This is a genomic window from Arthrobacter sp. StoSoilB5 (genome assembly GCF_019977235.1).
Lineage (GTDB): Bacteria > Actinomycetota > Actinomycetes > Actinomycetales > Micrococcaceae > Arthrobacter.
In genome coordinates this window covers 542,058-563,772 of record NZ_AP024646.1, presented here as the reverse complement: position 1 = coordinate 563,772, position 21,715 = coordinate 542,058, and the positions used below count along the sequence as shown (strand labels likewise).

Sequence of the window (21,715 nt, the reverse complement as noted above, 5' to 3'; positions counted from 1 at the left end):
ATTCGACTTCAGGAAGTGCCATGACCCTTCAGACCATCCCTTCGGCCGCACAGACGCAGGCTCCGCTGGGGCACCATCCGCTTGAGCAGCTCTCGGCACAGGAAATCCATGAGGCCCGACGGATTCTGGCAGAAGCCGGGCTCGTCGCAGAGACCACCCGGTTCGCCTACCTCGGCCTCATTGAACCCCCGAAGTCCGTATTCCAGGACGGCGCCGCAGATGTCGCCCGATTGGTCCGTGCCATGCTCTGGGACGCTGCACTGTCGCGTTCCCTCGACGTGCGCCTTTCGCTGACCGCCGGCCTGGTCCTGGACCAGCGGGAACTCAATCCGGAAAACGACGGCCAACTGCCCGTCCTCTTGGAGGAATTCGGGATCATCGAGGACATCCTCGCCAAAGACCCGCAGTGGAATGCAGCCCTTGCGGACCGTGGCCTGACGCCCGCGCAGGTCCGCGTCGCTCCCCTGTCGGCAGGCGTCTTCGAGTACGGCAACGAGGAAGGCAAACGGCTGCTGCGCGGCCTCGGATTCCGCCAGGACCACGCCGCAGACCACCCATGGGCCCACCCCATCGACGGCCTGGTAGCCTTCGTGGATATTGAGAACTATCGCGTCAACCACGTGATCGACGACGGCCCCGTCCCCGTCCCCGAGGTCAACGGCAACTACACCGACCCCACCATTCACGGCGAGCTCCGCACGGACCTGAAGCCGATCGAGATCACCCAGCCCGAGGGCCCCAGCTTCACCCTGGAAGGCAACCTCCTGTCATGGGCAGGTTGGGACCTGCGCGTGGGATTTGATGCCCGCGAAGGATTGGTGCTCCACCAGCTCCACCACTCGCACAAGGGACGCCGGCGCCCAGTGGTCCATCGGGCGTCCATCTCCGAGATGGTGGTCCCCTACGGCGACCCTTCCCCGTACCGGAGCTGGCAGAACTACTTCGATTCCGGCGAATACCTGGTGGGCCGGGACGCCAACTCACTCAAGCTTGGGTGCGACTGCCTGGGGGACATCACCTACATGTCCCCCGTGGTGGCCGATGACTTCGGCAATCCCAGAACCATCGAGAACGGCATCTGCATCCACGAGGAAGACGCCGGAATCCTGTGGAAGCACACGGATGAGTGGGCGGGCTCCAACGAGGTTCGCCGCAACCGCCGCTTGGTGGTCTCCTTCTTCACCACCGTGGGCAACTACGACTACGGCTTCTACTGGTACCTCTACCTGGACGGCACCATCGAGTTCGAGGCGAAGGCCACTGGCATTGTGTTCACAGCGGCACTGCCCGATAAGACCTACGCCTATGCCTCGGAGATCGCTCCCGGCCTTGGCGCGCCGTACCACCAGCACCTCTTCAGCGCCCGGCTCGACATGATGATCGACGGCGCAACGAACCGCGTTGAGGAACTGGACCTCGCGCGCCTCCCGAAGGGACCCGGTAACCCGCACGGCAACGCCTTCACGCAGAAGCGCACGTTGTTGGCCCGCGAATCGGAGGCGGTCCGTGACGCCGATGGAGCCAAGGGACGCGTGTGGCACATCAGCAACCCGGACTCGCTGAACCAGCTTGGCCACCCCGTGGGCTACACGCTCTACCCGGAAGGAAACCCCACCCTGGCCATGGCGGATGATTCATCGATCGCCTCGCGGGCAGCGTTCGCACGGCACCACCTCTGGGTCACCCGGCACGCCGACGAGGAGCTGTACGCAGCGGGCGACTTCGTCAACCAGCACCCGGGTGGCGCCGGGCTTCCGGCCTATGTGGCACAGGACCGCGACCTCGATGGCCAGGATCTCGTGGTGTGGCACTCGTTCGGGTTGACCCACTTTCCTCGCCCGGAGGACTGGCCCATCATGCCGGTCGACACCACCGGCTTCACCTTGAAGCCGCACGGTTTCTTCGACGAGAACCCCACGCTCAACGTGCCGTCATCGGCGGCGGGCCACTGCAGCACCGCCGTCGGGCAGGCCGAGCCCGGCCACTGCGCGCACTGAAGCTGGCCACACAACACCCACTCACCGCCGCGGGACGCGCAACCGCGCTCCCGCGGTGGTAGTGTGCTCACGGTCCCAGCCATGGACCCCGCGAACGAAGGAGCACCATGCCCCGCTTGGTTGATCACGAGGAACGACGCCGTTCCATCATCGAGACCACGTGGCGGTTGATCGCGGACCAGGGCATCGAGAACGCCAGCATGCGGGACATCGCCCGTGAGTGCGGCTATGCGGCGCCGGGCGTGCTGGCCCACTACTTCCCCAACAAGGACGCGTTGCTGCTGGCCTCCTACGAGTTGATCTGCGACCGAACCAACGAACGCATCGCCGCTGGCACGGCGGGCCGTCGGGGCCTTTCAGCGCTGCGCAGCCTTTGCTTGGAGATCATTCCCGCGGATCCGCTCACTGTGGTGGAAGCCCGCGTGGCGGTTTCCTTCTGGCAGCGCGCCCAGACGGAGGACGCGCTGCGCGCCGTCGGTCGGGAGGCCTTGTTGCACTGGCGTGGCCTGGTGATGGGCTTCCTCGCCCAGGCAGAGCACGACGGCGAATGCGAACCTTTGGTCGACCCGGATGCGGTTGCCGATGAGCTGCTGAACATCATGATGGGGTTGCACGTCACGTCAATGCTGGATCCAGATGCCATGACGGGTTCCCGGCAGCGGCATCTGGTAGAGCGTGCGCTGGCGAGGCTGGCCGCCCGCAAACAGGTGCAGCCCGGGCTCAGATCCTGAGCCCAGGCTTCTGTCGAATAGATTTTTAACGCCAATTGCATCTGTTCAACAGATGAATAGGCTGGGCCTCCTAGCTTCAGGCCGAGCGGGCGGCCACGATTTGATGCCTGACTGCCTGCGCTACCGCCCGCACCCTCGCCGTGGGGCGCTGGGACTTCAGGTGCGCCAAAACTGTCTTCAATTCCGGCACTTCATCGCGGATTTCGACGGCGGCAAGCCGGCCGCCGTCGTACGTCAACTGGTGCTGCGGCCGCTGATGCAGGATGGAATAGCCGAGGCCGCGGGCGACGAAAGTGCGGACGGTTTCATAGCTGGCCGAACGGAACCTGATGTCCGGTTCCTGGCCGCCGAGGCGTGCGATGGACAGCATGAGGTCCCGGGTGTGCGGGAGGTCCAGGAGCACAAAGGACTCACCGCGCAGCGCGGACAACGAGATGCTCTTGGACCCCGCCAGCCTGTGATCCGGCGGGAGCGCCACGTAGGGGCGGACGGTGTCCACCACAGAGCTGGCGATTGCCTCCGGCAGGTCGAGGTCATAGCACAGGGCAAGATCAGCCTGCCCGCTGAGCAGGGCACTGATACAGCCCGACGTGTCGGTCTCGATGACCTCTGTTTCGAGGTTCGGATGGTCTTCCCTCAGCTTGGTCAAGACCCCGGGAAGCAGGAAGGGCGCCAGGGTACTGAAGCAGGCGATCCGGATTCGCCCGGCAACGCTCTGGTGTTCACCACGTGCGTGATCAATGCTTTCCTCCACCTGCGCCAGGATGGCTTGGGCATCCCTGACGAACAGCTCACCGGCCGGCGTCAGTACGAGGCCTTTGGAACGCTGCCGGATAAAGAACTGCGTTCCGACATGTCGCTCCAGCTGGGCAATCGCGGCCGATACCGCCGACTGGGCCACGTTCAGGCGCACGGCTGCCCCCGTCATGGACAACTGGGCTGCGGCTTCCACGAAATAGCGCAACTGCGTCAGGGTCACATCCATGCCACGAGAATACACTGTGCATCAGAAAAGGCGATGCAATCGTTCTAAAAGAACTGTTGGACAGATTTAGTGCGCCACAGGAAGCTGAAGGATACGAGCACCCGGCTTACAGCACTGAAAGGCAAGCTGCGACATGAAGCACCAGCGTATCCGCACGTTCAATACCAAAGAGACCTATCCCGAGCAGAACCTGGATAACGATCTCTGCCAGGCAGTTGTGGCCAACGGGGTGGTCTACCTCCGCGGCCAGATCGGGCAGGACCTTCAGACGCGGGAATCGGTGGGAATCGGCGACGTCGAAGCCCAGACGGAGAAGGCCATGGCCAACATCGACATGTTGCTCAAAGAGGCCGGCAGCAGCCTTGAAGACATCGTCAAAGTGACGGTCTACCTTATCGATCCCCGCTACCGTGAAACCGTCTACCGCACCATGGGCCGCTGGCTCAAGGGAGTGTTCCCCGCATCCACCGGCATTGTTGTCCAGGCCCTTGCCCGCCCGGAATGGCTCGTGGAAATTGACGCCACGGCAGTGCTCTCCACGGAGGGACAGCAGTGACGTTCAGCATTGCCGCCACGGACGGCCACGGCAGGTTCGGCATAGCGGTCTCCTCGTCCTCCCCCGCCGTGGCCGCGCGGTGCGCGCACCTGCGCGACGGGATCGGCGCCGTCAGCTCACAGAACATCACCGATCCCCGGCTGGGAACAGCGCTGCTCGACCGCCTGCAAGCCGGCTATTCCGCGCAGGAGGCGATCGACGCCGTCGTGCAGGAGTCACCATCGGTGGACTACCGGCAGCTGGTGGTCCTGGACGGCAAGGGCGGATCGGCAGTCTTCAGCGGCGCCCATACCCTTGGCGTGTTTGGCGAAGGCCGAGGTGCGAACAGCGTGGCTGCCGGCAATATGCTGGCGCATCCGGGTGTTGCCCAGGCCCTGTGCGACGCGTTTGAAGCGGCCTCCGGGGAGCTGGAAGTGCGCCTCATGGCTGCCCTTGGAGCCGCCGAGGCAGCCGGCGGCGAGGCTGGACCCGTGCGGTCAGCCGGTATCTCGGTGGTGTCCGGACACGGTTGGCGGGACACGGACCTGCGTGTGGACTGGCATGAGGACCCGATTAGCGAACTGGAGCATCTCCTGGGGGTGTGGCTTCCGCAGCGGCATGACTACGTGGTCCGGGGCTTGGACCCCGCCGCTTCGGTCGGCTATGGAGTGGCTGGCGATGAGCGCTGAACCGGCAACCACCACCCCTCCCAACGTCCAGCACCACCGGGTACTGAAGGCCGTCAATGCCCAGCACCAAGACTTGATCCGGCTCTCGGAGACGCTCCACGCCAACCCCGAGCTCGGCTGGCAGGAACACCGTGCCGCGGCTTGGACTGCCGACTATCTCGCCTTGCATGGCTTTGACGTGGAAAGAGGGTATCTGGGCTTCCCCACTGCGATCCGTGCGGTCTTCGGAACAGGTTCCCGCCGCATCGGGCTCATGGCCGAGTACGATGCCCTTCCTGGTCTCGGCCACGCGTGCGGCCACAACATCATCACAGCTATCTCGTGTGGTGCCGCAGTAGCCCTGGCAGAGTTCGCGGCCGAGCGTGACCTGACCGTGGAACTCTACGGAACCCCGGCGGAAGAAGGCGGTGGCGGGAAGATCGAGCTGTTCAAGAAGGGTGCCTTCCACGGCCTGGACCTGGCCATGATGGCGCATCCCAGCCCCGTGGATTCCGCCGAAGCCCGCCCCTACGCAGTGGCTCACAACCACGTGGAGTACCGCGGCAAGTCGGCTCATGCTGCTGCCTATCCCGATCAGGGAGTCAATGCCAACGACGCCTTCATTGTTGCCCAGGTGGCGTTGGGCCTCCTCCGCCAACAACTGCCGGCCGGTACCCGGGTCCACGGGATCCAGACCCGGGGTGGTGAAGCGCCCAATGCCATCCCCGAAAGGACCGAGGGGCGCTGGTACGTCCGGGCCGAAACACTGGCCCAGCTGGGCACGCTGGAGGAGCGCGTCCACCGGTGCTTCCAAGCCGGCGCCTTGGCGTCCGGTTGCGAGCTGTCGGTGACCCCGGAATCGGAGCCCTATTCGGAGTTCCGGACGGACCTGCGGGCGCTGGAGCTGTATGTCAGGCATGCGGAAGCCCTCGGCCGCGATTTCAATGCGCCGCCGGAGCAAGCCACCATGAATCGGGCGTCCACTGACATGGGCAATGTGTCCCAAGTGGTTCCGGCCATCCATCCCTATATAGGACTCGGTTGCTTCCCTGCGGCCAACCACCAACCCGAGTTCGCCGCACATTGCGTCGGCGGCGCAGCCAACCTTGCAATTCACGACGGCGCAGCCGCCTTGGCGCTTACGGCGTTGGATTACCTGGCAACGTAGCCGGGGAATCCACTGACTGCATTTCCAGGAACAGGACCATGACAGATCAACTATCCTCTCCCCTCCCGGGAGCACGGCGAGAGCATGACAGCCTCGGGGACGTAGACGTCCCCGAGGCTTCGTACTGGGGCATCAGCACACTGCGAGCGGTGGACAACTTCCCCGTCAGCGGACGGACCATTGGTACCCTGCGTTCCCTGATATGGGGCCTGGGTACCGTCAAATATTCTGCAGCCCGCGCAAATGAGAGCCTCGGATTGCTTGATCCGGCCAAATCCGAGGCCATCCAAATGGCTTCCCTGGAAGTCATGGAGGGGCTCCTCGACGAGCAGTTCGTGGTGGACACCATCCAAGGTGGAGCCGGGACCAGCACCAACATGAACGCCAACGAGGTCATTGCGAACCGCGCCCTTGAAATCATGGGACTCCCCAAGGGCTATTACGCCGCACTGCACCCCATTGATGATGTGAACCGCAGCCAGTCAACCAACGACGTCTATCCGACGGCCATCAAGATCGCCCTCCAGCGGGAAATCTCTGAGTTCTGCGCCGAGCACGGCAGGCTCATCGGAGCATTCGATGCCAAAGCTGCCGAGTTCGCTGGCATCATCAAGGTAGGCCGCACCCAACTCCAGGATGCCGTCCCCATGTCCATGGGCCAGGAGTTCGGCGCCTTTGCCGAAACGCTCCGCGAAGACGGCCAACGGCTCTTGGAACTGTTGCCCCACCTGCGGGAATCCAACCTTGGAGCCACGGCCATCGGCACCGGTATCACCGCTCCACCGGGATACCGTGACGCCGTCATCCGCGAGCTGAGTTCCATCACGGGCCTGCAGCTAACCTCCGCCACCAACCTCGTGGAGGCCACGAGCGATACGGGCGTCTTCATGCTCGTCTCCGGCGTCTTGAAGAGGGCAGCGGTAAAGCTCTCCAAGATCTGCAACGATCTTCGATTGCTGTCCTCCGGTCCGCAAACAGGCTTCGGGGAAATCCGCCTGCCCGCAGTCCAGGCGGGGTCATCCATCATGCCCGGCAAGGTGAACCCGGTGATCCCGGAGATGGTCAACCAGGTAGCCTTCCGGGTTCTCGGCGCCGATGCGACGGTGACCATGGCCGTGGAGGCCGGCCAGCTCCAGCTCAATGCCTTCGAGCCGGTCATTGCTGACGCATTGCTGGAGTCGATCGCTTGGCTCACTGTGGCCTGCCGTCAGCTCCGGACGCACTGCGTGGACGGTATCACGGCCAACACGCAGGTGCTGGAGCAACGCATGATCGAATCGATCAGCGTGGTCACCGGCCTGGCACCTTTGATTGGCTACGCGGCTGCGGCAGACCTCGCCAAGGAAGCCCTCGCCTCCCGTCGGGGCATCGCGGAACTCGTGATCGAGCGCGGCCTGCTTGATCCGGCGAGGATGGAGGCAGCTCTTTCGGCCAGGTCGCTGGCAGGGCTCGGCTGAGCCACCACCCCCGCAAGGCCCGACGTCGGAACTCACCCATGAGCCGACGTCGGGCCTTTTTGTGCGGAAACCCTGGCCGCACGTCAGGTACAGCAAAAGGGACCATGCCGCTGTGGCATGGTCCCTTTGGCGTGGGGAGTTAGACGGCTCCGCTCGCCACCAGCGCATCCTGCTCGTTGTGGACCAGGTAGCCCCGCTGGATGGTGATCTGGTCGGCAACGTATTTGGCGTCGTGCCAGACACCCCAGATGAAGCTGGATCCTCGGCGTGACTGCCACGGCAAACCCAGGAAGTACACGCCTGGCTCTGTGGATACACCGCGTTGCTGCAGCGGCTTGCCCTTCTCATCGAAGGCGTCCACTTGCAGCCAGCTGTAGTCCACTGCGAAACCTGTGGCCCACACGATCGACGTGACTCCGGCGCGGGCGAGGTCGAGCTCGCGGATGGGGTTGGTCAGGCTTTCCGGGTCCGGCCGGAGGAAGCGGGCTTCGGGTTCCTCCGGCAGGTCCAGGCCATTGCGTTCAACGTACGCATCAGCTTCGTCGAGCAACTCCAGGTAGTGGGCATCACCGTTCGCGATGTTGGTGCGGAGGTCATCCGCGAAACGCATTGTTCCGTTGTCGAACGCCGTGGTCCGTCCCACGAGCTTGATCCCGTTCTCGGCGAGCGCGCGGAAGTCAACGGTGTGGCCACCGTCTGCCCCGCTGACGGCGATGGTCACATGTTCTGCGCCCGCTGCCGGAGTGGAAGCGTCCCACTTGCCGAGGACTCCCAACCACCAGCAGAAGTCCCGGCCACGGTAGTTCCGCGGGGGCCGGTCATGCGGCCCCACCGAGAGGAACACCTGCCGGCCCGAGCGCTGGATTTCCGCGGCGATCTGGACACCCGAGGACCCAGCCCCGACCACCAGCACGGCCCCTTCGGGCAGTTGGCCAGGGTTGCGGTACGAGCTGGAGTGCAGCTGCATCACGCCGGCGGCTTCAGGAACGACGGCGGGGATCACCGGCCGCTGGAACGGCCCCGTGGCGGCAACGACGTAGCGGGCGTTGAACTCTCCGTCGGACGTCTTCACCTGGAAGCCCGGTGCGCCGACGTTCCTGCGCACGGATGTCACTTCCACACCGCAGCGGATGGGGGCGCCAATCTTCTCGGCGTAGGCCACGAAGTAGTCCGCTACCTGCTCTTTGGAGGGAAACGAACCGGGTTCGATGTCGGTGAATTCCAGGCCCGGGAAGCGGTCGTGCCAGGCCGGCCCATTCGCAACCAGGGAATCCCACCGCATGGAACGCCACCGCTCTGCGATGCGATGGCGTTCCAGCACGATGTGGGGAATACCCCGCTCGCTCAGGTGCTCGCTCATCGCTACCCCGGCCTGGCCTGCGCCTACGACGAGGACCTCAACCTCTTGGCTTGACATGTGATCTCCTATTTGGCGAAAGGTCACAGCGCGAATAGATGGCTCCCTTCGTTGGGAGCATCGGCTGGAATGACGGACGCTGTGGCCCTTTTTCTGTGACGGTTAATTCATTCTCACGTGCACAAAGTGCATCTGCATAGCGAATAAAACCGCGTAACCACATCGAAAATTGTGATGTCATCGCCCGCTTGCGTTTAGCGGGTCTCAGGACGTTTGCGTCGCGCGCCTCCTGAGCCATGCTCGGCGCACCTGCTCGCGGATGGTGCGCTGGCTACGCCGGCTGACCAGGATCACTGCAGCAACGCCGGTGACAAGGACTGCTGCGCCACCAACAGCCACGGCCCATCGGGCACCGAACTCTGTGCCGATCCAGCCCATGAGGGGAGCCCCAACGGCCGTACCGCCTTGCAGGATGGCCAGGTACAGGGCAAGGACGCGGCCCCGGAATTGGGGCTCGACCGACAGTTGGATGGTGGTGTTGCAGCTGTTGAGGAACGTGATGGAAGCAAGTCCCACCGGGACGAGGACGGCCGCGTAGATCCAGAAAGTTGGCGAGATGCTGGCCAGGAGGGTGAAGACACCGAGGCACAGCGCACCCCCGAGCATGAAGCGCAGCCGTGGACCCGAGCGTCGGGCCGCAAGCAGGGCACCGGCGAGGGTACCCACGGCCATGATGGAGCCAAGAAGGCCGAATTCTTCAGGTCCCATGCCAAATTCGGCGGTGGACATCAGCGAGTTGGTGACCGGGAAGTTCATGCCGAAGGCTCCCAGCATCCCCACCATGACAAGGATCAGGACCAGGTCCGGGCGCTGGCGCACATAGCGCAGACCCTCGGCCACCTGGTGCTTGCCGCGAACCACAGGCGTCGCTGGCTCAAGCTGGGAGATCTTCACCCGGAAGAGGGAAATGATCACCGCGGCAAAGCTCGCAGCGTTCAGGAGGAACACCGGACCTGTTCCGATCCACGCAATGAGCACGCCGGCAATGGCCGGGCCGGTGAGCCGGGCCGTGTTGAAAGAAGCGGAATTGAGGGCCACGGCATTGGAGATTTTGTCCGGTCCCACCAGTTCGGAGACAAACGCCTGCCGGGCCGGTCCGTCGATGGCTGCCGCAAGTCCGAGCGCGAGGGCGGCTAGGTAGACATGCCACAATTGAGCCACGCCGGTGACGACCAGCAGTCCGACGATCAGCCCACAGATTCCCATGGCGGTCTGGGTCCAGAGCAGGATCACGCGCTTGCGGTAGCGATCGGCAAGCACGCCCGCGTAGGGGCCCAACAGCAGCATGGGAAGGAACTGAAGCGCCGTGGTGATGCCCACTGCCGTTCCGGAGTGATCGGTCAGGACAGTCAGGACCAGCCAGTCCTGTGCCACCCTCTGCATCCAGGTTCCGATGTTGGACACCAAGGCACCGCCAGCCCAAAGCCGGTAATTGGGATTCTCCAGGGCACGGAACATGGCGCTCACTTGGCGCTCATCTCCTGCATGATGTGGGCGGCGCGGCTGAGCGTCAGCCGATCCTCCTCGCTGAGTCCTGCTACGCGCTGGGCCAGCCAGGCAGTCCGCTGGCTACGGGCCTCGGCCAGGACTTCCTGGCCTTCGGGAGTGATGCTGATGTGGACCTGGCGGCCATCTTCCGGGTTGGCCTGCCGTGACACGAAACCTTGGCCGGACAAGGCGTTCACGATCCGGGTCATCGACGGTGCCTGGACGTGCTCCAACTCGGCCAATTCCCGGAGTGTCTGTGAACCGGAGTCCAGGTGGGCAAGAACCGTGTACTGCCCGGGGGTTATGACGTCGCCTGTCGCTTCGATCCGGAGCCTGCGGGACGTTCGCATCACTGCGGTCCGAAGATCGATCGCAAGGATGTCTGCTTGAATCTCCGCCGGTCCGTCGTTAATAGCTGCGGTCACTGGGAGGCGCCTCCTGAGGTTGGCATAATAGTTAGCAGTGCTAATTAGCTCCGCTAACTATTATGCTCCTCCTCCAGCAGGCTGTCCACGGAATGTGATCAGGCCGATGCCACGCTCACGCTCCCTCCACGACGCTGCCGTCGTGGTCCAGGGTCCAAGGTGAGGGATTCCGTGTGCGGTCCTTTCAGTCAGGAAAGTTCCTGATTCTGGGCGTGTGCCGCGCCAGCGTTCGCATCACCGCCAGCGTTCGCATCCCCGCCAGCGTTGGCATCCATCCGGGCAGTGGCCGCCTTGTCATGGGTGGCCGGCATGGCGAGGACCGCAATAACGGTGAGTGCGGCACTTATGAGGACGGCCGAAAACACGGCAGATGAAGCCACGATTGTTGTCCGCGGATCAGGGCCGTCACCGGGACCGTTGGCGTAGATGGCATTGGCTACGGCGCCGAAGACCGCTACGCCGATGGAGCTGCCGATCGAGCGCGCAAAGAGATTGGTACCGGTAACCACACCGCGCTCGTTCCATTCAACACTCGATTGGGCGGCGATGAGGCTCGGCGTAGCCACCAGCCCGAGTCCCAGCCCGACAGTAAAGCAGGCAGCGGCTACCAAGAGGACGTTGGGCGACGAAGCAGTAAAGGCAAGGACAGCCGTGCCGATGACCGTAATGGAGATACCGATCATGGCCGTCTTACGAAATCCAATCCGAAGATAGAACCTGCCAGCTTGGGAAGCACTGAGGGGCCACCCCAGCGTCAAGGCAGCCAAGGCCAGGCCCGCCAACACCGGTGATACCTGCAGTGATCCCTCAAGGAACGTTGGAACGTATGAGGTGAGGCCAAGCATGACCGCGCCAACACCGAAGGAGATCATCGCCGTGGTCGCCAACAACCTGCGGGAGACAACCCATGGCGGCAGGACCGGCTCTGCAGCCTTCCGCTCCACCAGCAGGAAGGCCGCGAACAACAAGGCTCCCGCAGCAAAGACCGCGATGCTGATGCTTGAGTTCCAGGCCCAGGCCTGGCCGCCCTCAAGTGCGCCGAGGATGAGCAGGCTCAAGGAAATCGTCAGCAGCCCGGCCCCCAGGTAGTCGATGCGGTGTTTCTTACGCTCGACGTCCTCATGGAATGTCCGAACCAGCATCCACCCGGCCAGGAGGCACAGGGGGATGTTGATGAGGAAGATCCAACGCCAGATACCCAACGAAGAAAACACACCGCCCAGCGTTGGGCCCACAACGGAGGAAACGGCCCACACACTGGCCAGGTAGCCCTGCACTTTCGCCCGCTCGGCAAGCGTGTATATATCGCCGGCAATCGTGATGGCTACAGGCTGGACGGCGCCCGCCCCTAATCCTTGAAGCACGCGGAAGGCGATGAGCGCCGGCATGCTCCAGGCCAATCCGCAAAGGACGGATCCAAGCAGGAAGAGCCCGATACCACTGAGGATGATCGGTTTACGGCCCAAGACGTCAGAGAGCTTGGCATAAACAGGCACTGAAACCGCCTGCGCCAAGAGATACGCCGAGAAGAGCCACGGAAACGACGTGAAACCACCGACGTCATCCACGATCGAAGGCACTGCCGTAGCAACGATGGTGGAATCGATCGCCACCAGGCCGGTGGAAAGCATCAGCGCAATCAGGATCGGTCCGCGCCGGGAACGGAACCCGACTCCGTCTTCAGTCTCTGTAGTCACATGGTCTCGTTCCGTCGTCACCTGTTCATGGGCCCTCTTGGCGTAACCGCCCCAGCCCCAAGATTAGTCCCGGACCTGGACCTGGTCTTTGAGCGCCTCCGTTCGCTCCTGGACGAAGGTTCATGGTTGCGGTGTACCGCGCAAACGATTCAAGATCCACCCAGTTTCCCAGCCCGGCGTCGTCTGCGTTGGGCCGTCATTGACCGAGTACGTCGTATCCGCATAACGCTGGGTTGCCTGGTCAGGATGGAGCGTGGATGGCGTCGCATGAACCTGCTGCTTTCAAGCTCGGGAATGGTTGTTTACAACGTTTCCCGGCGCCTGTGCACACACTGTGCCGATGCCATGCCGCAGATGGGTTCGAACGCCAACGGCGGGCCACCCACCGGTTCCTTTTGGAACCCCAGGGCGACCCGCCGTCGTCGTAATTCAGTACGACTTAGTCGTTGATGAGGTCGTGAACCACGATTGTCTGGTCGCGGTCCGGGCCGACGCCGATGGCCGAGAAGCGCGTACCGGAGAGCTTTTCGAGTGCAAGTACGTAATTGCGGGCGTTCTCCGGAAGGTCTTCGAGCGTGCGGGCGCCGGTGATGTCCTCGGTCCAGCCGTCGAAGTACTCGAAGATCGGCACCGCGTGGTGGAATTCGGTCTGCGTCATGGGCATTTCGTCGTGGCGGACGCCGTCCACATCGTAGGCAACGCAGACCGGGATCTGCTCGATACCTGTGAGGACGTCCAGCTTGGTCACGAAGTAGTCCGTGAAGCCGTTGACGCGGGAAGCGTGGCGGGCCAGCACGGCGTCGTACCAACCGCAGCGGCGGGGACGGCCGGTGTTCACACCGAACTCACCGCCGGTCTTCTGCAGGTACACGCCCATCTCGTCGAAGAGTTCCGTGGGGAACGGACCGGCGCCAACACGTGTGGTGTAGGCCTTGATAATGCCGATGGAACGCGAAATCCGGGTTGGGCCAATGCCTGAGCCAACGGATGCGCCGCCAGCCGTCGGGTTGGATGAGGTGACGAACGGGTATGTGCCGTGGTCAACGTCAAGGAACGTGGCCTGGCCACCTTCCATGAGCACAACCTTGCCCTCGTCCAACGCGTTGTTCAGCTCCAGCGTGCTGTCGATAACCAGCGGGCGCAGGCGCTCGGCGAAGGAGAGGAAGTACTCAACGATCTCATCAACCACGATGTCGCGACGGTTGTAGACCTTGACCAGGAGCTCGTTCTTCTGGCGCAGCGAACCTTCCACCTTCTGGCGGAGGATCGATTCGTCGAAAACGTCCTGGACCCGGATGCCCAGGCGGGCAACCTTGTCCATGTAAGCCGGCCCAATGCCACGGCCCGTGGTGCCGATGGCGCGGCTGCCCAGGAAACGCTCCGTGACCTTGTCCAGGACCTGGTGGTACGGCGCAACGAGGTGTGCGTTGGCCGAGACACGCAGGCGGGACGTGTCCGCACCGCGGGCATCAAGGCCGTCGATTTCCTGGAAGAGGGCCTCGAGGTTCACCACGCAGCCGTTGCCAATAATAGGAATTGCATTGGGGCTCAGGATGCCCGCGGGAAGGAGCTTTAGCTCGTACTTCTCACCGCCAACCACCACGGTGTGCCCGGCGTTGTTACCGCCATTGGGCTTGACCACGTAGTCAACACGGCCACCGAGCAGATCGGTAGCTTTGCCTTTGCCTTCGTCGCCCCACTGGGCTCCGACGATCACGATAGCGGGCATGGGATCCTCCCCCATTCTTTCGGGCGAGACCAAGCCGGATGGCCAAGACTCGACGCCGTACATGAGAATGCCCCGACTTACCGGTGCAGCCTGCCGCGGGCGGCGGCATACGCAAGAGTTTCGGGGCTCTTACCAGCCAAGTTTAGCCGATGGCGCCTGAAACTCTGGCGTCAAGGAGCCGTCCAACCACGTTTTGCCTGCACAGATGGGTTAATGTTCAGGCTCGACGGCGACGCGGAGCACCGACGCCGTCGAGACGTGCGCCACGCTGCTGGGCAACACGCCGTGTCTCATTTAAGGGCGCGCCGGAACAGGGTGCTGCCGCGCCCATAGTCCGGTAAGGTTAGTTAGCCCCCAACAGCACCCTTTGAGGTTCGGCTGCGGCATGCCCGCGGCCCCCTTGGAACGGTGCGCTGTAACACCTAGGAGACCTAACCCCTGATGCAAGAACTGGCGACTGAATCACCCGAAGAAATCCTCTGGAACCGCCGCTACGAATCGCACATCGCCGAGGTCAACGAGCTGTGCGACTCCATCAAGGAGCAGAAGCCGGGCAGCGAGGTCCTCTACATCGACCCCGCCCACAGCATGGATGACTGCCGCATCGTCAGCCTTTTCTCCAACCAGCGCACCAACACCGGTGAGGGTTTCATCACCCCGGGTGACGAAGAAGCAACCACCCGGATGCTCGGCATGCAGTGGCAGTTGGGTCTCCGCCCCGAGCTCATGATGCCGTGGAACGCGTACCCATGGATCGAGCCCAACGAGGAACCGGGCAAGCTGACGCCGGCCAACATCACCGAAGGCCTAAAGCCGCTCCTGCGCCTGCTCGCCATCCTGCCTCGCACTTCCGCACTTGTGGCACACGGCAATGAGGCACACCGCCTTGCCGACCAATTGATGAAGGCCGCGCCTGCCAGCATCGCCCGGCGCGGATTCAAGACCTTCAAGGTCCGTTCCCTTGGTGGCCGCTCCTTCGCCGGTACACCCGCCCGCCAGCAGGAATACCTCGATGCCATCCACGGCGCCTACGCCGAGGCAATGGCGCGCACGGGCATCCCGCGCAAGGCTTAGTCTCCGGCCTTTCGGGGCCCGCTCTGCGCCCCTGGCACGCGCCCAGGCACGCAAAGCGGGCCCCACAACGAGCTAACGACGACGGCGGCCCCCACCTTTTTGGTGAGGGCCGCCGTCGTCGTTTGCTGCAGTGGCGCGGTGACCGCCTTAGCTGGCTTCGATCGCTGCTTTGGCCTTGGGGTCCGAGTCGTTCAGGAACTTCTCAATCCGCTCGGGCTCTTCAGGTTCGCCGATAGCAGCTGCCGCACGACCCAGCGCGTAGAGGGCACGCAGGAAGCCCTGGTTGGGCTCGTGCTCCCACGGAATGGGGCCGACACCGCGCCATCCGTTGCGGCGGAGCGAGTCGAGTCCGCGGTGGTAGCCGACCCGGGCGTAAGCGTAGGAGTCGATGGTCCGGCCCTCAGCCCAGGCTTCCTCGGCAAGGATTGCCCACAGAAGGGACGACGTGGGGTTTTTCTCCACGAGGTCCAGCGCTTCCTTGCCGAGAGCCAGGTGCTGGTAGACCTCGGTTTCGGCGGGCAGGAGCGTGGGCTCCGGCCCCATCAGGTTCTTCCGGAATTCGTCGGACATTAGAAGGTCTTGCCAACCGATCCGAGCTGCTGTGCTGCTTCGACAATGCGCGCAGCCATGCCGGCCTCGGCGGCAGCGCCCCAGACGCGGGGGTCGTAGGTCTTCTTGTTGCCCATTTCGCCGTCGACCTTCAGGACGCCGTCGTAGTTGGAGAACATGTGGCCGGCAACCGGGCGGGTGAACGCGTACTGGGTGTCGGTGTCGATGTTCATCTTGATGACACCGTAGGAAACGGCGTCAGCGATTTCCTGTTCCGTGGAGCCGGAGCCGCCGTGGAACACGAGGTCGAACGGGTTTTCCTTGCCGATCTTGGCGCCAACCTCAGCCTGGATCTGCTTGAGCAGTTCGGGGCGGAGCTTCACGTTGCCCGGCTTGTACACGCCGTGCACGTTGCCGAAGGTCAGGGCGGTCAGGTAACGGCCGTTTTCGCCGGCACCCAAGGCCTCGATGGTAGCGAGGGCGTCTTCGGTGGTGGTGTAGAGCTTCTCGTTGATTTCGTTCTCAACGCCGTCTTCCTCGCCACCGACGGTGCCGATTTCGACCTCGAGGATGATCTTCGCAGCAGCTGCACGCTCAAGCAGTTCCCGGCCGATGCGCAGGTTCTCGGAGAGGGTCTCGTGCGAGCCGTCCCACATGTGCGAGTTGAAGATCGGGTCCTTGCCGGCCTTCACGGCTTCCTCGGAAGCGGCCAGCAGGGGCAGGACGAAGTCTGCCAGCTTGTCCTGCGGGCAGTGGTCCGTGTGCAGGGCGATGTTGACGTTGTAGTTCTTGGCAACTTCGCGGGCGAACGCGGCGAAGCCGAGGGAACCGGCAACCATGTCCTTGACCGAAGCGCCCGACCAGTAGGCTGCGCCACCGGTGGAAACCTGGATGATGCCGTCAGATTCGGCCTCGGCGAAACCGCGGATCGCAGCGTTCAGAGTCTGCGACGACGTCACGTTGACGGCGGGGAAGGCAAATCCGCCAGCCTTTGCGCGGTCGATCATCTCGGAGTAAATCTCTGGGGTTGCAATGGGCATGGTGACTCCTATGCTGAATTCGTCTGTGGGTTGGTAACCCTGGAGTAGACCGCTTACGGCTAGCACCCATCCTAGCGATATCCGCCGGGACGCCGTGTTTCGGGTCACTGGGGCTCTTAACACTTCCGCCGAGTTGGCATTTGATGACAGTCCCGCAGCTCGGGATTGTCTGTGGAGTCTCATGACTTAATGGACACTTCTGTCTCAGGACATCGTGGACAGTGTGTCTCGGGACATCGTGGGCACTTGTGCGGGTTTTGCTCGTTCCATGAGCGAACTCAAACCCGATATGAAGGTCCGGTATCTTGTCGCCTCGTGGCCTGAGGAGAGTCCTCGAGGTGCCGTGGCAGCCTTCTGCCGCGAGCACAACGTCTCACGGTCTTGGTTCTATAAGGTCAGGGCCGCTGCGGTGTCGGGTGGGCCGGCACAAGCGATGGCTATGCGTTCGACCAAGCCACGTACCAGCCCTAACGCTACTCCCGCAGGGGTCACCGCGTTGGCTTTGCATGTGAGGGAAGCGTTGGAGGCCCAAGGCCATGACCATGGGCCTTTGAGCGTTCAGGCAAGGATGCGCCGGGACGGTGTGGAACCGCCGTCCCGGGCAACGCTTGCCCGGCTCTTTACCAAGGCCGGCATGGTGGTTCCGGAGCCGCGGAAGAAGCCTCGAAACGCTTACCGCCGGTTCGTATATCCCGCACCGAACTGTTGCTGGCAGATCGACGCCACGGAATGGCAGCTGGAAAACGGGCGGAAGGTTGTGATTTTCCAGCTCATTGATGATCATTCACGCTTGGCCTTGGCGTCACTGGTTGCGGCCGGAGAAACGAGCGAAGCGGCCCTGCGGGTGGTCAAACATGCCATCAGTAAACACGGGGTTCCCCGGAAGTTTCTCTCCGACAACGGCATGGCCCTGAACCCCACACGCAGGGGACGAAGCGGGGCATTGGTGGACTACCTGAGATCTCTCGGAGTCGAACCGATCACGGGCAAGCCCTACAAGCCCACCACCCAGGGCAAGAACGAACGATTCCACCGCACACTGCACCGGTTTCTGCACAAGCAAAAACCGGCTTCAACGATCAAGGATCTTCAAGCCCAGGTCGACACCTTCGACCACTACTACAACACCGAGCGTGAACATCAGGCACTGCCGGCCCGAATGACTCCCCAACAGGCTTGGGAAGCCACCGAGAAAGTGCCCGCCCCCTCGGTCCCCGTGATCTCTGAGATCAAAACCCAGATCCGGCGAACCGTACGAAGAACCGTCAGCCGCCTGGGCGTCGTCACGGTCGTGGGCACGCACTTCCAAGTAGGCAGAGACCGCGCCGGAGAAACAATCCACATCCTCTACGACGCACAACGCATCATGTTCTTCGACGGGCACGGAACCGAAATCATTTCCCATCCGCGCCCGCCAAGAGGAACCAAATACATAGGCAACAACAAACCCCGCGGCTTCATGGCGAACCAAGTGTCCACGACGTCATGAGACATACAGTGTCCACGAAGTCCTGAGACTCGAAGTGTCCTCAATGTCCTGAGACATGACACGCGCTGCCATTGTCATTAAGTGTCATCTCGCGCACCAGCCGCGGCTTTGGAGCGCGCGGCGGACTTTATGTACGACGGCGGGCCGCTCACCTTCGAGGTCGTGCTTGGAGATCCGGACTTCCAGCCAGCCATGGGAGAGGGAGTTTTCCTGGCGTTGGATGTCCCTGAGGTGCTGGTCTGCGCCGCCATGGTGTTGTCCGTCGTATTGAAGGGAGATCCGGTACTCAAGGTAGGCGGCGTCCGGCCACAACACTGGACGGCCAAGGGCATCACGGACAATGTGGTTGAGCACGGGTTCCGGCAGGTTCGCGTCGACTACTGCCAACCGCATCAGCGTTTCCGGCGCAGAATCTGCCCCCACACGGATGAGTCCCAGTGCGGCACGGGCCGTCCGCACTCCGCGCATGCCTGCGTGGCGGCCCACGATCTCCGTCAGTTCATCAATGCTGCACAAAGCCGCTTTGGGGACGGGGAAGTCCTCGCCGTGGGAGCAGACGATGAAATCGCCCGCTGCAACCAGGTCCTCCAAGTCCAGCTGTGAAGCCAAGTCCAACCACGTCCGCGCAGGCGAGGTGAGCCTGACGCCGTCGTACTCAACGGCCTCCTCTGGAAGAAGGCTAAGGAGGTGTCCCGCCACGTTGACCCGACGGGGAAAACTAAACCCCTTCCGCCGGGCGAGGTGAATGCGCCAGTCCCCGCTGCGATTGCCCGGCAACGGGACACCCCAGATCCTGGCCGCCGATAACGAGACGAGGATGGAGGAATCATCCAGGTCGGTGTAGGCCCGCAGGGCCGAGGCTCCGGAAGCCTCGGACAGGGCCGGAATCCGGATCCCCCGGGATACCAGCAGCAGATCCTTGGCACGGGTCCGGGACCGGGTCACGCCAGCCTTGTCCGACGCGCGAACAGAGAAGGACCCCGCGGTCAGCTGATCCGGAAGCATTGCTCTGCGCATGCCTCATTTTTGCTGCCCATGCTGGCCTCCGGGAGGTTATCCACAGGCTGCAGCTTCCGGGGCTCATCGAGATGGCACTTAATGACAATCCCGAGCTGTGTCATGTCTCAGGACATTGAGGACACTTCGAGTCTCAGGACTTCGTGGACACTGTATGTCTCATGACGTCGTGGACACTTGGTTCGCCATGAAGCCGCGGGGTTTGTTGTTGCCTATGTATTTGGTTCCTCTTGGCGGGCGCGGATGGGAAATGATTTCGGTTCCGTGCCCGTCGAAGAACATGATGCGTTGTGCGTCGTAGAGGATGTGGATTGTTTCTCCGGCGCGGTCTCTGCCTACTTGGAAGTGCGTGCCCACGACCGTGACGACGCCCAGGCGGCTGACGGTTCTTCGTACGGTTCGCCGGATCTGGGTTTTGATCTCAGAGATCACGGGGACCGAGGGGGCGGGCACTTTCTCGGTGGCTTCCCAAGCCTGTTGGGGAGTCATTCGGGCCGGCAGTGCCTGATGTTCACGCTCGGTGTTGTAGTAGTGGTCGAAGGTGTCGACCTGGGCTTGAAGATCCTTGATCGTTGAAGCCGGTTTTTGCTTGTGCAGAAACCGGTGCAGTGTGCGGTGGAATCGTTCGTTCTTGCCCTGGGTGGTGGGCTTGTAGGGCTTGCCCGTGATCGGTTCGACTCCGAGAGATCTCAGGTAGTCCACCAATGCCCCGCTTCGTCCCCTGCGTGTGGGGTTCAGGGCCATGCCGTTGTCGGAGAGAAACTTCCGGGGAACCCCGTGTTTACTGATGGCATGTTTGACCACCCGCAGGGCCGCTTCGCTCGTTTCTCCGGCCGCAACCAGTGACGCCAAGGCCAAGCGTGAATGATCATCAATGAGCTGGAAAATCACAACCTTCCGCCCGTTTTCCAGCTGCCATTCCGTGGCGTCGATCTGCCAGCAACAGTTCGGTGCGGGATATACGAACCGGCGGTAAGCGCTTCGAGGCTTCTTCCGCGGCTCCGGAACCACCATGCCGGCCTTGGTAAAGAGCCGGGCAAGCGTTGCCCGGGACGGCGGTTCCACACCGTCCCGGCGCATCCTTGCCTGAACGCTCAAAGGCCCATGGTCATGGCCTTGGGCCTCCAACGCTTCCCTCACATGCAAAGCCAACGCGGTGACCCCTGCGGGAGTAGCGTTAGGGCTGGTACGTGGCTTGGTCGAACGCATAGCCATCGCTTGTGCCGGCCCACCCGACACCGCAGCGGCCCTGACCTTATAGAACCAAGACCGTGAGACGTTGTGCTCGCGGCAGAAGGCTGCCACGGCACCTCGAGGACTCTCCTCAGGCCACGAGGCGACAAGATACCGGACCTTCATATCGGGTTTGAGTTCGCTCATGGAACGAGCAAAACCCGCACAAGTGCCCACGATGTCCCGAGACACACTGTCCACGATGTCCTGAGACAGAAGTGTCCATTAAGTCATGAGACTCCACAGACAATCCCGAGCTGCGGGACTGTCATCAAATGCCAACTCGGCGGGAGGGCTACGAGACGGGCTGCTTGAACACGTGCCGGCGCACCCAGGCGTGCATCGCGATAGCCGCAGCGGAGGCAGCATTCATGGAACGCGTGGAGCCGAATTGCTCGATGGAAAGCGTCGCAACAGCGGCCTCATGGACCTCGGGCGTAAGGCCCGGGCCTTCCTGCCCGAACACCAGGACGCACTTCTCCGGGAGGTCGTAGGTCTCCAGCGGCACGGAATCCGGGAAGATATCGATGCCGATCACGGCAAGCCCCTCCCCCTGCGCCCACTGGACAAATTCCTCAACAGTGGGGTGGTGGCGGACGTGCTGGTAGCGGTCAGTGACCATGGCCCCGCGACGGTTCCACCGGCGTCGTCCGATGATGTGGACCTCCTTGGCGAGGAACGCGTTGGCGGTACGAACAACCGTGCCGATGTTGAGGTCGTGCTGCCAGTTCTCGATTGCGATGTGGAATTCGTGCCGCTTGGAATCCAGGTCCGCCACGATCGCCTCGTGCTTCCAGTACCGGTACTGGTCCACCACGTTGCGGCGGTCACCGTCCCTTAGCAGGTCCGGGTCCCACTGCTCGCCTCCCGGCCATTCGCCTTCCCAAGGCCCGACGCCGACCTCCGGCTTCGCTTCAGCCTCGCCGTCCGCTGGAGGAACCTCGGGAGTGGGCAGGGCTGTGTTGGGGGGAAGGTCAGTCACCCCTCAACTTTAGCCCTGCCCGGTCTTGGCCCGA

19 protein-coding genes are annotated in these 21,715 nt (G+C 63.0%); 8 read left to right on the top strand and 11 right to left on the bottom strand.

Annotated features, from left to right (window positions below; all coding sequences use genetic code 11):
• Positions 1–20 precede the first annotated feature (20 nt).
• Both LDN75_RS02740 and LDN75_RS02735 read left to right on the top strand, forming a co-directional pair.
• Positions 21–1,997: a primary-amine oxidase gene (locus tag LDN75_RS02740; RefSeq protein ID WP_223935666.1), complete on the top strand. Its 1,977-nt coding sequence runs from the start codon at positions 21–23 to the stop codon at positions 1,995–1,997.
• A gap of 107 nt (positions 1,998–2,104) precedes the next feature.
• On the top strand, positions 2,105–2,728 hold the full coding sequence (locus tag LDN75_RS02735) for a TetR/AcrR family transcriptional regulator (protein WP_223935665.1): 624 nt from the start codon (positions 2,105–2,107) through the stop codon (positions 2,726–2,728).
• A gap of 76 nt (positions 2,729–2,804) precedes the next feature.
• Here LDN75_RS02735 and LDN75_RS02730 read toward each other — a convergent pair whose 3' ends face one another.
• Positions 2,805–3,713 carry a LysR substrate-binding domain-containing protein gene (locus tag LDN75_RS02730; RefSeq protein ID WP_223935664.1) on the bottom strand — a complete coding sequence of 303 codons (909 nt, stop codon included), beginning with the start codon at positions 3,711–3,713 and terminating at the stop codon, positions 2,805–2,807.
• Between the two features lie 133 nt (positions 3,714–3,846).
• Between LDN75_RS02730 and LDN75_RS02725 the strand changes: the two genes are divergently transcribed.
• The 4 genes from LDN75_RS02725 to LDN75_RS02710 are packed head-to-tail and all read left to right on the top strand — an operon-like array spanning position 3,847 to position 7,541.
• On the top strand, positions 3,847–4,269 hold the full coding sequence (locus LDN75_RS02725; RefSeq protein WP_223935663.1) for a RidA family protein: 423 nt from the start codon (positions 3,847–3,849) through the stop codon (positions 4,267–4,269).
• Positions 4,266–4,937: a DUF1028 domain-containing protein gene (locus tag LDN75_RS02720; RefSeq protein WP_223935662.1), complete on the top strand. Its 672-nt coding sequence runs from the start codon at positions 4,266–4,268 to the stop codon at positions 4,935–4,937. The genes LDN75_RS02725 and LDN75_RS02720 overlap by 4 nt, the downstream gene beginning before the upstream one ends.
• Positions 4,927–6,084 (top strand): M20 family metallopeptidase, encoded by a 1,158-nt coding sequence (locus tag LDN75_RS02715; RefSeq protein WP_223935661.1) that lies wholly within the window; start codon positions 4,927–4,929, stop codon positions 6,082–6,084. The genes LDN75_RS02720 and LDN75_RS02715 overlap by 11 nt, the downstream gene beginning before the upstream one ends.
• Before the next feature lie 38 nt (positions 6,085–6,122).
• Positions 6,123–7,541 (top strand): aspartate ammonia-lyase, encoded by a 1,419-nt coding sequence (locus tag LDN75_RS02710; protein WP_223935660.1) that lies wholly within the window; start codon positions 6,123–6,125, stop codon positions 7,539–7,541.
• A gap of 139 nt (positions 7,542–7,680) precedes the next feature.
• On the opposite strand, the gene LDN75_RS02705 is transcribed toward LDN75_RS02710, so the two are convergent.
• From LDN75_RS02705 to LDN75_RS02685, 5 genes are all read right to left on the bottom strand, one after another.
• Positions 7,681–8,958: an NAD(P)/FAD-dependent oxidoreductase gene (locus LDN75_RS02705; protein WP_223935659.1), complete on the bottom strand. Its 1,278-nt coding sequence runs from the start codon at positions 8,956–8,958 to the stop codon at positions 7,681–7,683.
• Between the two features lie 204 nt (positions 8,959–9,162).
• Positions 9,163–10,425 (bottom strand): MFS transporter, encoded by a 1,263-nt coding sequence (locus LDN75_RS02700; protein ID WP_223935658.1) that lies wholly within the window; start codon positions 10,423–10,425, stop codon positions 9,163–9,165.
• Positions 10,422–10,796, bottom strand: a complete 375-nt coding sequence (locus LDN75_RS02695) for a MarR family transcriptional regulator (RefSeq protein ID WP_223937460.1) — start codon at positions 10,794–10,796, stop codon at positions 10,422–10,424. Before LDN75_RS02695 ends, LDN75_RS02700 begins: the two co-directional genes overlap by 4 nt.
• A 263-nt stretch (positions 10,797–11,059) precedes the next feature.
• Positions 11,060–12,568 carry an MFS transporter gene (locus LDN75_RS02690; RefSeq protein ID WP_223935657.1) on the bottom strand — a complete coding sequence of 503 codons (1,509 nt, stop codon included), beginning with the start codon at positions 12,566–12,568 and terminating at the stop codon, positions 11,060–11,062.
• 439 nt (positions 12,569–13,007) lie between these two features.
• Positions 13,008–14,297, bottom strand: a complete 1,290-nt coding sequence (locus LDN75_RS02685) for an adenylosuccinate synthase (protein WP_223935656.1) — start codon at positions 14,295–14,297, stop codon at positions 13,008–13,010.
• 441 nt (positions 14,298–14,738) lie between these two features.
• On the opposite strand from LDN75_RS02685, the gene LDN75_RS02680 reads away from it, so the two are divergent.
• On the top strand, positions 14,739–15,371 hold the full coding sequence (locus LDN75_RS02680; protein WP_223935655.1) for a uracil-DNA glycosylase: 633 nt from the start codon (positions 14,739–14,741) through the stop codon (positions 15,369–15,371).
• Between the two features lie 147 nt (positions 15,372–15,518).
• Here LDN75_RS02680 and LDN75_RS02675 read toward each other — a convergent pair whose 3' ends face one another.
• Positions 15,519–15,941 carry a DUF3151 domain-containing protein gene (locus tag LDN75_RS02675; protein WP_223935654.1) on the bottom strand — a complete coding sequence of 141 codons (423 nt, stop codon included), beginning with the start codon at positions 15,939–15,941 and terminating at the stop codon, positions 15,519–15,521.
• Positions 15,941–16,960: a class II fructose-bisphosphate aldolase gene (gene fbaA / locus LDN75_RS02670; RefSeq protein ID WP_223935653.1), complete on the bottom strand. Its 1,020-nt coding sequence runs from the start codon at positions 16,958–16,960 to the stop codon at positions 15,941–15,943. Before fbaA ends, LDN75_RS02675 begins: the two co-directional genes overlap by 1 nt.
• 268 nt (positions 16,961–17,228) lie before the next feature.
• On the opposite strand from fbaA, the gene LDN75_RS02665 reads away from it, so the two are divergent.
• Complete coding sequence (locus LDN75_RS02665) at positions 17,229–18,449, top strand: DDE-type integrase/transposase/recombinase (protein WP_223935652.1); 1,221 nt, start codon at positions 17,229–17,231, stop codon at positions 18,447–18,449.
• A gap of 84 nt (positions 18,450–18,533) precedes the next feature.
• Here LDN75_RS02665 and LDN75_RS02660 read toward each other — a convergent pair whose 3' ends face one another.
• The 3 genes from LDN75_RS02660 to LDN75_RS02650 all read right to left on the bottom strand — a co-directional run bounded on the left by LDN75_RS02660 (position 18,534) and on the right by LDN75_RS02650 (position 21,681).
• Positions 18,534–19,466, bottom strand: coding sequence for a hypothetical protein (locus tag LDN75_RS02660; RefSeq protein WP_223935651.1), 933 nt, complete (start codon positions 19,464–19,466; stop codon positions 18,534–18,536).
• A gap of 159 nt (positions 19,467–19,625) precedes the next feature.
• Positions 19,626–20,846, bottom strand: coding sequence for a DDE-type integrase/transposase/recombinase (locus LDN75_RS02655; protein ID WP_223933130.1), 1,221 nt, complete (start codon positions 20,844–20,846; stop codon positions 19,626–19,628).
• Positions 20,847–20,994: 148 nt separating this feature from the next.
• Complete coding sequence (locus LDN75_RS02650) at positions 20,995–21,681, bottom strand: TrmH family RNA methyltransferase (protein ID WP_223935650.1); 687 nt, start codon at positions 21,679–21,681, stop codon at positions 20,995–20,997.
• Positions 21,682–21,715: the final 34 nt, after the last annotated feature.